The organism is Burkholderia sp. Bp8986 (assembly GCF_003854225.1).
In the GTDB taxonomy this organism is placed as follows: domain Bacteria; phylum Pseudomonadota; class Gammaproteobacteria; order Burkholderiales; family Burkholderiaceae; genus Burkholderia.
In genome coordinates this window covers 179,275-192,329 of sequence record NZ_QTQM01000005.1, presented here as the reverse complement: position 1 = coordinate 192,329, position 13,055 = coordinate 179,275, and the positions used below count along the sequence as shown (strand labels likewise).

The 13,055-nt window shown below is 69.3% G+C and carries 15 protein-coding genes; 2 read left to right on the top strand and 13 right to left on the bottom strand.

Annotated features, from left to right (window positions below):
- Window positions 1-22: 22 nt before the first annotated feature.
- The 9 genes from DID99_RS07770 to mltG all read right to left on the bottom strand — a co-directional run bounded on the left by DID99_RS07770 (window position 23) and on the right by mltG (window position 8,614).
- Entirely contained in the window at window positions 23-1,087 is a 1,065-nt protein-coding gene (locus tag DID99_RS07770) for a glycosyltransferase family 4 protein (RefSeq protein ID WP_044843644.1), read from the bottom strand.
- Window positions 1,088-1,374: 287 nt separating this feature from the next.
- Window positions 1,375-2,541, bottom strand: coding sequence for an AAA family ATPase (locus DID99_RS07765; protein WP_124666453.1), 1,167 nt, complete (start codon window positions 2,539-2,541; stop codon window positions 1,375-1,377).
- Between the two features lie 30 nt (window positions 2,542-2,571).
- Entirely contained in the window at window positions 2,572-3,744 is a 1,173-nt protein-coding gene (locus DID99_RS07760; protein ID WP_124486264.1) for a mechanosensitive ion channel family protein, read from the bottom strand.
- A 94-nt stretch (window positions 3,745-3,838) separates the two neighbouring features.
- Entirely contained in the window at window positions 3,839-4,195 is a 357-nt protein-coding gene (locus DID99_RS07755; RefSeq protein ID WP_044843647.1) for a Rap1a/Tai family immunity protein, read from the bottom strand.
- 119 nt (window positions 4,196-4,314) lie between these two features.
- On the bottom strand, window positions 4,315-5,025 hold the full coding sequence (locus tag DID99_RS07750; protein WP_124666452.1) for an ankyrin repeat domain-containing protein: 711 nt from the start codon (window positions 5,023-5,025) through the stop codon (window positions 4,315-4,317).
- A 43-nt stretch (window positions 5,026-5,068) separates the two neighbouring features.
- Window positions 5,069-5,848, bottom strand: a complete 780-nt coding sequence (locus DID99_RS07745; protein WP_124486262.1) for a TatD family hydrolase — start codon at window positions 5,846-5,848, stop codon at window positions 5,069-5,071.
- Window positions 5,849-5,927: 79 nt separating this feature from the next.
- The gene (locus DID99_RS07740) at window positions 5,928-6,956 is read right to left on the bottom strand and encodes a DNA polymerase III subunit delta' (RefSeq protein WP_044843650.1); all 1,029 of its coding nucleotides are present in this window, start codon (window positions 6,954-6,956) and stop codon (window positions 5,928-5,930) included.
- Window positions 6,957-6,974: 18 nt separating this feature from the next.
- Window positions 6,975-7,595, bottom strand: coding sequence for a dTMP kinase (gene tmk / locus DID99_RS07735; protein WP_044843651.1), 621 nt, complete (start codon window positions 7,593-7,595; stop codon window positions 6,975-6,977).
- Window positions 7,595-8,614: an endolytic transglycosylase MltG gene (gene mltG, locus DID99_RS07730; protein ID WP_044843652.1), complete on the bottom strand. Its 1,020-nt coding sequence runs from the start codon at window positions 8,612-8,614 to the stop codon at window positions 7,595-7,597. Before mltG ends, tmk begins: the two co-directional genes overlap by 1 nt.
- A gap of 77 nt (window positions 8,615-8,691) precedes the next feature.
- Here mltG and DID99_RS07725 point away from each other — a divergent pair, with 77 nt between their 5' ends.
- Entirely contained in the window at window positions 8,692-9,726 is a 1,035-nt protein-coding gene (locus DID99_RS07725; RefSeq protein WP_124570150.1) for a folate-binding protein YgfZ, read from the top strand.
- Window positions 9,727-9,802: 76 nt separating this feature from the next.
- A complete protein-coding gene (locus tag DID99_RS07720; RefSeq protein WP_124486259.1) occupies window positions 9,803-10,648 on the top strand; it encodes an NRDE family protein in 846 nt (281 codons plus the stop codon).
- A 28-nt stretch (window positions 10,649-10,676) separates the two neighbouring features.
- On the opposite strand, the gene DID99_RS07715 is transcribed toward DID99_RS07720, so the two are convergent.
- The 4 genes from DID99_RS07715 to DID99_RS07700 all read right to left on the bottom strand — a co-directional run bounded on the left by DID99_RS07715 (window position 10,677) and on the right by DID99_RS07700 (window position 13,027).
- Window positions 10,677-11,117, bottom strand: a complete 441-nt coding sequence (locus DID99_RS07715) for a GNAT family N-acetyltransferase (RefSeq protein ID WP_124520187.1) — start codon at window positions 11,115-11,117, stop codon at window positions 10,677-10,679.
- Window positions 11,118-11,151: 34 nt separating this feature from the next.
- Complete coding sequence (locus DID99_RS07710; RefSeq protein WP_044843656.1) at window positions 11,152-12,111, bottom strand: alpha/beta hydrolase; 960 nt, start codon at window positions 12,109-12,111, stop codon at window positions 11,152-11,154.
- Between the two features lie 125 nt (window positions 12,112-12,236).
- Entirely contained in the window at window positions 12,237-12,716 is a 480-nt protein-coding gene (locus tag DID99_RS07705; protein WP_124570151.1) for a PaaI family thioesterase, read from the bottom strand.
- Window positions 12,713-13,027 carry a Dabb family protein gene (locus DID99_RS07700; protein WP_121858954.1) on the bottom strand — a complete coding sequence of 105 codons (315 nt, stop codon included), beginning with the start codon at window positions 13,025-13,027 and terminating at the stop codon, window positions 12,713-12,715. The genes DID99_RS07705 and DID99_RS07700 overlap by 4 nt, the downstream gene beginning before the upstream one ends.
- Window positions 13,028-13,055: the final 28 nt, after the last annotated feature.

The following is a 13,055-nucleotide window of genomic DNA, read 5'->3' as shown; positions in this document are numbered from 1 at the left end:
TTTTATCCGCACCCGCCGCGCGTCAGGTCGTCGAATCGATCACCTTGAAGCGCGAGCGCTTTTGCGCACGAATCAGCGACTGGTACACGTCGACGTACTGCTGCGCCATCCGCCGCGACGTGAAGCGCTCCTCGAAGCGCCGCCGCACGCGTGCGCGCGGCAGCAGGTGCAGCCGGTTCACGGCGGCCACCGCGCTGATCTCGTCCTCGACGATAAAGCCCGACACGCCCTCGTCCACCACCTCCGGCACCGCGCCGCGATTGAACGCGATCACCGGCGTGCCGCACGACATCGCCTCGATCATCACCAGCCCGAACGGCTCCGGCCAGTCGATCGGAAACAGCAGCGCATGCGCGCCCGACAGGAATTCTGCCTTCTCGTGGTCGGCGATCTCGCCGATGTATTCGACGTGCGGCAGTGCGAACAGCGGCTTGATCTCCCGCTCGAAGTACTCCTGGTCCGCCGCGTCGATCTTCGCGGCGATCCTGATCGGCAGCCCGCACTGGTGCGCGATGCGGATCGCGGTGTCGACCCGCTTCTCCGGCGAGATGCGGCCGAGGAACGCGAGATAGCGCGGCTCGACGGGTTGCGGCAGGTACAGCGTGTCGGGCAGCCCGTGGTACACGGTCGTCTGCCATTTCGCCTGCGGCAGCGGCTGGCGCTGCGAATTCGAGATCGAGATCACCGGCGCGGTGTTGAACGTGTCGAACACCGGCTGCTGCTCGGGCAGGTCGAGCCGGCCGTGCAGCGTCGTCACGAACGGCGTGTCCTGCCGGTTGAAAACCGAAAACGAGTAGTAGTCCATGTGGAAATGGAGCACGTCGAAGTCCTTCGCGCGGCGCGCGACCGTCTCCATCAGCAGCATGTGCGGTGCGACGCGGTCGCGGATCGACGCATCGAGCCGCAGCGCGCGCGGCCATACCGGTTCGAGCCTGGCCCGGGTCGTCGAATCGCCGCTGGCGAACAGCGTCACGTCATGGCCGAGGTCGACGAGCGCCTCGGTGATGTAGGACACGACGCGCTCCGTGCCGCCGTACAGCTTCGGCGGCACGGATTCGGTCAGCGGGGCGATCTGGGCAATTCTCATGGTCCACGTCTCCTGTGTCCTCGGTCGGCCGGCACGGGGGCTGGCGCACAATCCCCTCCGTGCAGCACACGGCCGGCATCGCGCCGGCCAGATATCTCATTATTATTCGCGATCCCGATGCCCGGAAAGCACCGGGCTTTCATTTTATGGGTGTTGTTACAGACAGGATACATTCGCGCCGCAGGCCGCCGGTCCTGCATCGGCGCGGCCGGACCGGCGCCGCGGGCCCGACGGCGGGCTGCCGGTGGCATGCCGCCGACGCGGCCGCGCGCGCACCGCTTTGCCCGTCAGCGCGACGGCCACTTCCACGGCGGCAGGTCGCGCGTGTCCGCATCGACGAGCACGGTCGCGCCAAGCTGCTTGTCGAGCACCAGCGACTCGCAGCCGGCCTCGCGTTCGAGCGTCGCGATGAGCCGCGCCGCATGCGACACGACCAGCACCTGCGAACGCTGCGCAGCCTGCGCGATCAGGCGGCCGAGCGCCGGCAGCAGATCGGGGTGCAGGCTCGTCTCCGGTTCGTTCAGCACCATCAGCGCGGGCGGGCGCGGCGTCAGCAGCGCGGCCGCGAGCAGCAGGTAGCGCAGCGTGCCGTCCGACAGCTCGGCCGCCGACAGCGGCCGCAGCAGCCCCGGCTGGCACATTAGCACGTCGAAGCGGCCGCGCCCGCCCGGATTGTCGATGTCGATCGATGCGCCGGGGAACGCGTCGTCGATCGCGGCGGCATCCCCGATTTCGCGGATCGTCTGCAGCGCGGCGGCCAGGTCGGCGCCGTCGTCCGCCAGCACCGGCGTGTGGGTGCCGATCTGCGACTGCCGGGCCGGCGCCTGCGCATCGGTCCGGAAATGATCGTAGAAACGCCACGACCGGATCCGCTCGCGCACCGCGATCATCTCCGGCGCGCCGACCGGATCGGCGAACTCGGTCATCATGCTGTCGAAGCTCGCCACCGGCTGCGGCACCGTGTGCCAGTCGCCCGACCCGCTGCGCGCGCGAATCTGCGCGCCCTGGCGGTCGACCAGCAGCGTCGACGGCCGCAGCAGCGCGCCGCCCCAGATGCATTCGCGCTTCACGACCGGATCGAGACGAAACATCGACGCATCGTTCTTGACCGGCAGGCCGAGATCGATCGCGTAACCGAAATCGTCGCCGGCGAAACCGAGCTTGAGGCTCACCGGTCCGTTGCGCACCGTGCCGGTCACCGGTGTGTCGCCGCTCAGCATCGCGCGCGAAAAACGCTCGGGGCCGGCCCACAGCGTCGACGGCAGCCCGCCTTCGCGCGCGAGCGACGGAATCACGCGGCCCTGCGCGGTGTCGGCAAGCAGCCGCAGCGCGCGGTACACGCTCGACTTGCCGCTGCCGTTCGGCCCGGTGACGACGGTGAGCGCCGCGAGCGGCACGATCAGCTCGCGCAGCGAGCGGTAGTTGGCGATGGCGAGCGTCTTCAGCGCGGTCATGGGGGGATGGCAGCAGGTACCGGCGCGCGTTCAGCGGCCTTCGGCGGCCTTCGGATCGGCCGCGGTGTTGGCCGCCGTGCTGGCGGCGGGCGGCCGCGCGTGCGGCCGTTCGGGGCTCGGCTCGCCCGGCGCCGAATCGTGCGGATACAGTTCCATCCGGCTGCGCGGCAGGCATTGCGGAAAACGCGCCTGCAGGTACGCGATCAAGCCCTCGCGCACGCGGCAGCGCAGATCCCAGCACGCCGACGAGTCGGCCGCGCTGACGAGCGCGCGCAACTGCATCGTGCGCTCGGTGGCATCGGTCACCTGCAGCACCTGCACGCGGCCGTCCCACTCGGGCGCCGCATGGACGAGCCGCGCGAGTTCCTCACGCAGCGGCGCGAGCGGCGTGCGGTAGTCGACCGACAGGTAGACCGTGCCGATGATCTCCGAGCTGTGGCGCGTCCAGTTCGTGAACGGGTTTTCGATGATCCACTGCAACGGGACGACCAGCCTGCGCTGGTCCCACAGCCGCACCGACACGAACGAGCCGGTGATTTCCTCGATGCGGCCCCACTCGCCCTGGATCACGACGACGTCGTCGAGCCGGATCGGCTGCGTGAGCGCGATCTGCAGCCCGGCGATCAGGTTGCCGAGCACCGGCCGCGCGGCGATACCGGCGACGAGGCCGGCGACGCCGGCCGACGCCAGCAGGCTCGCGCCGACCTGGCGCACGTTCGGGAACGTCATCAGCGCGGCGCCCGTGCCGATGATCACGATCAGCACCATGACGGTCCGCACGAGCACCTTGGCCTGCGTGTGGACGCGCCGCGCGTGGAGGTTGTCGGCCGCATCCATCGGATGGGCCTGGATGATCGCGTCGCCGACGCCGGCCGCGAGCCGCACCAGCAGCCAGGTCAGCGATACGATGGAGCCAACCGCGGCCGCGGCGCGCATCCCGCCCACGAACGACATGCCTTCGTCCGTCTGGATCCACAGGAATTCGAGCGCAAGCAGCGCGAGCGTGACGAGCGAAGGTTTGTCGATGTAGCGCAGGATCACGCTCATCAGCGGATACGGCTGCGCGATGCGCTTGACGATGCGTGCGCCGAGACGGTGCACGATCACGACGACCAGCACGACCATGACCGACACGATCAGCGTGCCGGACCACGAATGCAACGGCGCATCGGCGATGCGCTGCAGTTCCTCGATTGAAATCATCGGCGCCCGGGATGCTTCGGTTATGAGGCGCGGCGGCCTCGTCCTGGATGCGTCGGCGACGTCCGGGCAGCGCGCGCCCGGACCCGGTGTCAGATCAACTGCCGCCCTTGCACGGGAATGCCTTGCCGAGACCGAGCGACACCGCGGTGCTCGCGTTGTAGTCGGCCAGCTTCGGGTTCTCCGCAATGTACTTGCGCACCGCGTCGGTCATCTGCTGCGCCCGGATGTCGGGCGGCAGGCAGAAATACTGCCCGACGCGCGGCCCGGTGGTGCCGCCGATCGCGTCGATCGTGTTGTAGACGCCATCGGCAGCGCCTTCGATGTAGGCCGCGCACGACGCCCGCGACTTGACGTCCGTCTTCGCGCACAGCCGGTCGAGATCCGCGCCCGTGAAAGCCGCCGCCGACAACGGCACGGCAAACGCCGCGGCACAAAACATAGCCCGCAACATGGTGTTCCTTATGTCAATGCGGCCTCGGGCCGCTTGCTGCGCTGACCGGCGCGGCGGCCGGACGCCCGCTGCCGGCCGGATTCCGGCCGGCCGGGCGCTGCGCCACCGCGCCGAAACCGTCATTTTGCACTCTTTTGCGCACCTGCCGGCGCCGATGCACCGACGCGCACCGTCCGCTTGCTCAGGATGTCGATCGCATCCGGCGCCTTGTAGTGCTGCGCGAACTCGAGCGCGGTGATGCCGAGCTGGTTCTTCACCTGCGGATCGGCGCCCTGGTCGAGCAGCAGGTTGACCGTCGACGCGTGGTTGCCGCGCGCGGCCATCATCAGCGGCGTCGTGCCGTTCGGCGACGCGGTGTCGATATACGCGTCATGGTCGAGCAGGACCTTGACGACCTCGTCCTGGCCGTTGGTGGCCGCGTAGTGCAGCGGCGCCCAGCCCTTCTTGCTGACTTCCGCACCCTTGTCGATCAGCAGCTTGACGAGCCCGACGTCGCCGTTCAGCGACGCGAGCATCAGCGCGTTCTCGCCGGCCTTGTCTTCCTTCTCGAGGTCGATGTTCGGCGTCGTGGCGAGCGCCGCGGCGACCTTGTCGGACTTCTCGCGCGCGGCGATCACGATCAGCGGGTCGCCGTTCGGCGCGATCGTGTTCGGATCGAGCTTGCCGCTCTTGAGCTGCTTGCCGATGTCGGCGATGTCGTCGAACTTGACCGCCTTGACGACCGCGTCGAGCGACTCGGCATGCGCGCCGGCGGCGGCAAACAGGCCGCTCGCGACGAGCGCGGCGGCGACGAGGGCCCGCTTGGGCAGGTATGTGGTCGGCTTCGTCATTGTTGTGGGCTCCTTCCCTGGGTTGTCGGCTGGGCGCGCGTCGTTAGCGGGCGATCTTGAACAGCCGGAAAAAGTTCTGGGTCGTCGCATCGGCCAGCGCCTCGACGGGGATGCCGCGCTCGGATGCGATAAAGCGTCCGACATGGCTGACGTACGCAGGTTCATTCGGCTTGCCGCGATACGGCACCGGCGCGAGGTACGGCGAGTCGGTCTCGATCAGCAGCCGCTCGAGCGGCACCCGCCGCGCGACGTCCTGCACGTCGGTCGCGTTCTTGAACGTGACGATCCCCGACAGCGAGATATGGAAGTTCTGCGCGAGCGCCTGCTCGGCGACGGGCCAAGGCTCGGTGAAGCAGTGCATCACGCCGCCCGGCACGTCCGCGCGTTCCTCGGCCATGATCCGCAGCGTGTCTTCCGACGACGAGCGCGTATGGATGATCAGCGGCTTCATCGTCGCGGTCGCCGCGCGGATATGCGTGCGAAAGCGTTCGCGCTGCCATTCCATGTCGGCGATCGAGCGGCCTTCGAGGCGGTAGTAGTCGAGGCCCGTCTCGCCGATCGCGACGACTTTCGGGTGCGCGGCCAGCTCGATCAGTTCCGCGAGCGTCGGCTCCCGTGCGTCCTCGTGATCCGGATGCACGCCGACCGATGCGTACACATTGTCGTGCGCCTGCGCGATCGCGAGCACGTCGGGCAGCGTCTCGAAGTCGACCGACACGCACAGCGCATGCGTGACGTCGTGCTCGCGCATGTTCTCCAGCACGGCCGGCAGGCGGTCGGCGAGACCCTTGAAATTGATGTGGCAGTGAGAATCGACGAACATCGTGTTTCCTGAATACGTAAGGCGGGCGCTCATGCGCTCGCCGGCAGCCGTTTCCCCTCTTCAAGGAAACAATACGCGCTCACGCGAACATTTCCCGATAACCGAGAAACAGTTCCTCGAAGACGAGCCGGGCGTTGAGCGGATGGTTCTCGACCGTCCGCTGGCGCGTCACGGCCTTCATGAAGCGTGCGAACGCATTCGCGTCGACGGCTTCCGCGCAACGCGCGAGCGCGGCCGCCTGCATCGGGAAGTAGCGCGGCGCGCCCGCCATCCGCTGTGCGAGCAGATCGTACAGCCAGCGCTGCAGCCAGCCGAGCACCAGCGGCACCGGCAGCTTCTGCAGCGTCTCGCCGCACGCGAACGGATCGCACGCGGCGCCGGCGGCGAGCTGGCCGAGCGTGAAATCGCGCAGCGGGCGGTTCTCGTCGCTCGCGAGCGCCAGCGCGGCGAGCGGCGCGCCGCCGGCTTCGGCGAGCAGCGCGCGCGCATCGTCGACGCCCTGCGCCGCGAGCCACGCCGCGGCCGCGTCGGGCGCCGGCACGGTCATCGGCCACTGCCGGCAGCGGCTGATGATGGTCGGCAGCAGCCGGTCGATGCGCGCCGACACCAGCAGGAACACGACGCCTGACGGCGGCTCCTCCAGCGTCTTCAGCAGCGCGTTCGACGCGGCGACGTTCAGCGCCTCGGCCGGATACAGCACGACGACGCGCGCGCCGCCGCGGTGCGAACCGACCCCGCAGAAGTCGAGCAGCGCACGCACTTGCTCGATCTTGATTTCCTTGCTCGGCGCGCGCGTCTTCTTGCCGCCGTCGTCCGCGTCGGCCGGCTTCGCGTCGTCGGCGGCGCCCGGCGCTTCGCCCGCGAGCGCCTCGGGCAGCACGATCCGGTAGTCCGGATGGTTGCCCTGCGCGAACCACGTGCAGGCCGCGCAGGTGCCGCACGGCTCGCCGTTCGGCTGCGGCGCCTCGCACAGGAAGCCCTGCGCGAGATGCTGCGCGAACTGCAGCTTGCCGATCCCGGCCTGGCCGTGCAGCAGCAGCGCATGCGGCCACTGCGCGCGCAGTTGCTGCAGGCGGTTCCAGTCGTCGGTCTGCCACGGATAGATCATGTGGTGCGTTCCTTCGTGTTACAGCGCGGCCAGCACGCGTTCGAGCTGCTGGCGGATCTCGGGAATCGTCTGCGTCGCGTCGACGATCGCGAAGCGGTGCGGCGCCTCTTCCGCGCGCCGCAGGTATTCGCCGCGGGTACGCGAGAAAAACGCGTCCGATTCGCTTTCGAACTTGTCGGGCATGCGCGCGGCGCCGCGGCGCTCGCTCGCCACCTGCGGCGCGACGTCGAACAGCACCGTCAGGTCGGGCTGGAAACCGCCCTGCACCCAGCGCTCGAGCGTCTCGAGCTTGTCGCGCGGCAGCCCGCGGCCGCCGCCCTGGTAGGCGAAGGTCGCGTCGGTGAAGCGGTCGGACACGACCCAGTCGCCGCGCGCGAGCGCCGGCTCGATCACGAGCGCGAGATGCTCGCGACGCGCGGCGAACATCAGCAGCGCCTCCGTCTCGAGATCCATCGGCTGGTTCAGCAGGATCTCGCGCAGCTTCTCGCCGAGCTGAGTGCCGCCCGGCTCGCGGGTGACGACGACCTGCCGGCCGCTCGCGGCCAGCCTCGCCTGGAGGCGTTCGCAGAACCATTGCAGGTGGGTGGTCTTCCCCGCCCCGTCGATGCCTTCGAAGGTGATGAATTTACCGCTCGGCATTATTGACCTCGTATGTACTTGTCCACGGCCTTGTTGTGATCGCCGAGCGTGTCCGAGAACACGCTCGTGCCATCGCCCTTCGCGACGAAATAGAGCGCGCTCGTCGGCGCCGGATTGATCGCCGCCTGCAGCGAGGCGACGCCCGGCAGCGCGATCGGTGTCGGCGGCAGGCCGCGGCGCGTATAGGTATTGTAAGGAGTGTCGGCCTGCAGGTCCCGCTTGCGCAGGCGGCCGTCGTACGCGTCGCCGAGCCCGTAGATCACCGATGGATCGGTCTGCAGCGGCATCCCGATGCGCAGCCGGTTCGCGAACACCGCCGCGACGAACGCGCGGTCGGCCGCATGGCCCGTTTCCTTTTCGACGATCGACGCGATCGTCAGCGCTTCGTAAGGCGTCTTGTACGGCAGCCCCGGCGCGCGCGCGGCCCATGCTTCGTCGAGGCGCGTCTGCATCAGGTGGTAGGCACGCCGGTAGATGTTCAGGTCGCTCGTGCCCTTGTCGAACAGGTAGGTGTCGGGGAAGAACAGCCCCTCGCCGCTGCCGCGCTGGATCGCGTTGTCGGGGGCGCCGATCGCGCGCAGCAGCTCGGCGTCGCTCATGCCGGCCGTCGCGTGCGCGAGATCGGGATTGCCGTCGAGTTCCGCGCGCATCCGCTTGAAGGTCCAGCCCTCGATCACCGTCGCGACGTACTCGTTCACGTCGCCGCGCGCGATCTTCTGCAGCACGTCGTACGGCGTGATGCCGGTCTTGAATTCGTAGTTGCCGGACTTCAGCCGGCTCGACAGCCCGAGCAGGCGCGTCATCGCGACGAAGCCGAACGGCTCGACCGGCACGCCGCCGTGCTTGAGCTGCAGCGCGACGCTCTTCACGCTGCTGCGCGGCTTGATCGTGACGTCGAGCGTTGCGGCGCCCAGCAGCAGCGGCCGGGTCGCCCAGTAATACCCGCCGCCCGCGCCGGCAGCGGCCACAACGACGGCCAGCGCCACGACCGTCGCGGCGCATTTCTTCAGTAGGGACATGGAAACGAGACTCAGGTAAGACCCATATAATACTTGCTCGCCTCCGTCAAAGTCAGGGTTGACTGTTCCCTCATTCCATGAGCACACCATTCGCTTCACCGGCTGCCCAGCCCGCACCCGTCTCGCTCCCCGTTTTCCCCCGCCCGTCCACCGCCGATTTCGACGCGCCGGGCGCCTGCATGCCGCTTGCGCAGTTCGGCGTGATCGACGTGGCGGGCGACGACGCCGCGACGTTCCTGCACAGCCAGCTCACCAACGACATCGAGCATCTCGATGCCGCGAGCGCGCGCCTGTCCGGCTATTGCTCGGCGAAGGGCCGCCTGCTCGCGTCGTTCCTCGCCTGGCGCGCCGGTCACGGCGTGCGCCTGCTCGTCTCGAAGGACGTCCAGGCCGCCGTGCAGAAACGGCTGTCGATGTTCGTGCTGCGCGCGAAGGCGAAACTGACGGACGCGAGCGACACGCTCGCGGTGGTCGGCTTCGCGGGCGACGTGCGCGAAGCGCTGTCGGGCATCTTCGACGCGCTGCCGGACGGCGTGCACGTGAAGGTCGACGGCCCGGCCGGGGCGCTGATCCGCGTCCCGGACGCGGCCGGCCGCAAGCGCTACCTGTGGATCGGGCCGCGCGCGGAAGTCGACGCGCGTCTCGCCGCGCTCGCCGGCAGGCTGCCGGTCGTGTCGCCGGCCGTATGGGACTGGCTCGACGTGCGCGCGGGCGAGCCGCGCATCACGCAGCCTGCCGTCGAACAGTTCGTGCCGCAAATGGTCAACTTCGACGTGATCGGCGCCGTTAACTTCAGGAAGGGGTGCTACCCGGGCCAGGAAATCGTCGCGCGCAGCCAGTACCGCGGCACGATCAAGCGCCGTACCGCGCTCGCGCACGTCGCCGGCGAGACCGACACCGTGCATGCCGGCGTCGAGCTGTTCCACAGCGACGACCCGGGCCAGCCGTGCGGGATGATCGTCAACGCGGCGGCCGCGCCCGCGGGCGGCGTCGACGCGCTGGTCGAGATCAAGCTGGCCGCGCTCGACAGCGGCACCGTGCACCTCGGTTCGGCCGACGGTCCGGCACTCGCGTTCGACGCGCTGCCGTACGCGTGGCCGACGGAAGCGTGACGCACTGACAACCCGGTCGCACGCCGGCTCGCACGATGCAGCCGGCGCCCGATGTTTCCTGCGAGAGATTCCCCCGATGTGTCTGATTGCCTTCGACTGGCAGCCCGATGCCGCCGCCGGTCCCGTCTTTACCCTGACCGCCAACCGCGATGAATTCTTTCGCCGTACGAGTGCGCCGCTTTCGTGGTGGGAGGATGTGCCGGGCGTGCTGGCCGGCCGCGATCTCGAAGCGGGCGGCACGTGGCTCGGCGTATCGCGCGACGGCCGCTTCGCGGCGCTGACCAATTACCGCGCGCCGTTCGACATTCGCGCGGGCGCGCCGACCCGCGGCAAACTCGTGTCCGATTTCCTCCGCGGCCCGTCCGTCGCGCCGCTCGACTATCTCGGCGAGCTGGCCGAGCACGCGGCCGTGTACAACGGCTTCAACCTGCTGGTCGGCGACTGGAAGCGGCGCGAGCTCGCGTGGTTCTGCAACCGCGCGGCCGAAGGCGAAACCCGCGTCGCCGCGCCGGTCGCGATCGGCGCCGGCGTTCATGCGCTGTCGAATGCCCGGCTCGATACGCCCTGGCCCAAAGTCGTGCGCAAGCGCGCGGAACTCGGCACGCTGCTGACCGACAACCCGGCCCCGTCGCTCGACGAGCTGATCGAGCTGATGCGCGATCCGCATGTCGCGGACGACGACGCGCTGCCGCACACCGGCATTCCGATCGAGCGCGAGCGTGCGCTGTCGGCCGCGTTCATCGAGACACCCGAATACGGCACGCGCGGCACGACCGCGCTGCGCGTGACGATGAAGGAAGGCGTGCGCTTGACGGTCGACATCAAGGAACGCTGCGACGACGACGGCTCGCACCGCACCGTTCGCCCGGGCAGTTTCGAGCGCGCGTTCACGTTCGACATCGACGCGACGCCCCCGCGCTGAGCCAGCGGCGGGGGCGGCGGGGGCGGCGCTACGGCGCGCGCGCCATCTCGACGTGCGGCACGCCGATTTCGACGAACGGTTCTCCGATCGCCGCGAAGCCGTGCCGCACGTAGAACGACACCGCGGCATCCTGCGCGTAAAGCCGCACGACCGGCTCGCCGCGATGCCGCGCCGCGTCCAGCAACGCATGCAGCACGGCCGATCCGGCGCCCTGCCCGCGCGCGTCGGCCAGCACCGCGACGCGGCCGATCGTGCCGGTGCGCAGCAACCGTCCCGTCGCGACCGCGCGGCGTGAGCCGGTCGCCGCATCGACCCGGTAGGCAACCGCGTGCAACGACAGCGGATCCTCGTCGTCCAGTTCCCATTCCGGCGGAATCCGCTGCTCGCGCACGAACACCGCATCGCGAATCCGTGCGGCATCGCCACCCAGCACGGCCCAGTCGCCCGTTTCCACCCAGCCGTCGGTCATCGCTTCCTCCGCGCTGCGCCGGGCGCCGCCGCCGTCAAACGTCGTCGAATGCGGCCCTGAGCGCCGCCACCGCGTCGGCATGCGCGGCCCGCACCTCCGGCACGTAGCCGCCCATCTTGAAGAACTCGTGGATCATCCCCGGATAGCAGACCAGCGTAACCGTATTGCCGGCCGCGCGCAGCTTGTCCGCGTACGCGGCGCCCTCGTCGCTCAGCGGATCGTATTCGGCCGTCGCGATCCAGGCCGGCGCGACACCGGCGAACGACGGCGCGTCGCGCGTGCCGTCGAGCGGCGCGAAGCGCCAGTCGTCGCGGTCGGACCGATCGCGCAAGTATTGCGTGAAGAACCACTGGATCGTGTCCTGCGTCAGCAGGTAGCCGTTCGCGAGCCGTCCGTGGGATTCGGTGTCCTGGTGACCCGTCACGCCCGGATAGATCAGCAGTTGCAGCGCAAGCCCGATACCCGCGTCGCGCGCGAGCACCGCGCAGACCGTCGCGAGCGTGCCGCCCGCGCTGTCGCCGCCGACCGCGAGCCGCGTCGCATCGATGCCGAATGCGGCGGCCTCGCGATGCAGCCAGCGCAATGCGTCGTCGGCGTCGTTCACCGCGGTCGGGAACCGGTGTTCGGGCGCAAGCCGGTAGTCGACCGACAGCACCGCGCATTGCGCGTCGCGCGCGAACATCCGGCACAGCGCGTCGTGCGTATCGACGCTGCCGACCGTGAAGCCGCCGCCGTGGTAATAGACGAGCGCCGGCAGCGGTTCGGCGAGGCTCGGCTCGACCGGAAGGTACAGCCGCGCGCCGATCGAGCGGCCGTCGCGCGTCGGCACGACGCAGGCCTCGACCGAATGCATCGGCGCCGGCGCGACGTCGAGGATCGGCGCGCTCTTCTCGTACGCGGCGCGCGCCTGCTGCGCCGTCTGGTGGTGATAGGACGGACGTTTCGCGCGCTCGACCATGTCGAGCACCTGGGCAATCTTCGGATTCAGCGGCATCGGTGAGGACGGCGCGGGCGGCGCCGTGAGCGGACAAGCGTCACATGATGCCACGCCGCGCGGTTGCGGGCCGCCACGCAAAACGGCCCTGCCGGTGAAAAGGCAGGGCCGTTCGTCGAGGGCGCTTACGCGTCGCTCGGGCCGGGCTGCGCATCCGGCGCGGTGCGGGTGCGTTGCCGCTTGATGTCGCGGCCCACCGCGAGCCGCCGCATGTACTTGAACGTGCCGAGCGCCTTCGCGACGAAGTTGCCGTCGCTGTCGCGCACTTCGCCTTCGCAATACGCCATCGTCGTCGAACGATGCATCACGCGTCCGTATGCGCGCAACTCGCCGCGCCCGGGCTGCATGAAGTTCACCTTCATCTCGACCGTGACGACGCCGACGCCGTCGTCGGTCAGGCTGCGCGCGGCCATCGCGAGCGCGATGTCCGACAGCGTCATCGTCACGCCGCCGTGCGCGATGCTCCACGTGTTCATGTGCCGCTCGTCGAGCGGCAGCACGATCTCGCTCGCACCGTCCTTCGCGGACACGAGCCGCACGCCGAGCAGGTCGACGAACGGGCTTTCGATCGACGGGCCGGCCGCCGGGGATGTCGCGTCGCTCATCGTGCGCTGTCGGACAGGTAGTCGACGCACTGGCGCGATTCGGCCACCGCCACGATGAACTTCTTCACTTCCTGGTGAACCGGATGCACCTGATACGCATCGAGCGCGGCCTGGTCCGTGAAATCGGACACGAGCACGACGTCGGACGTCGCTTCGAGGCCCGGCGTCGCGATGCCGACGTCGAGTTGCAGGATGCCCGGCACGAGGTCGCGGCAGCCTTCGAGCTTTTCCTTCAGCTTCAGCGCGTTCTGCGCGCGCGTGCCGCCTTCGGCCGATTCCTTCAGCTTCCACATGACGATATGTCTAATCACTTCCGTTGCTCCTGTTCGTGTTGGTTCG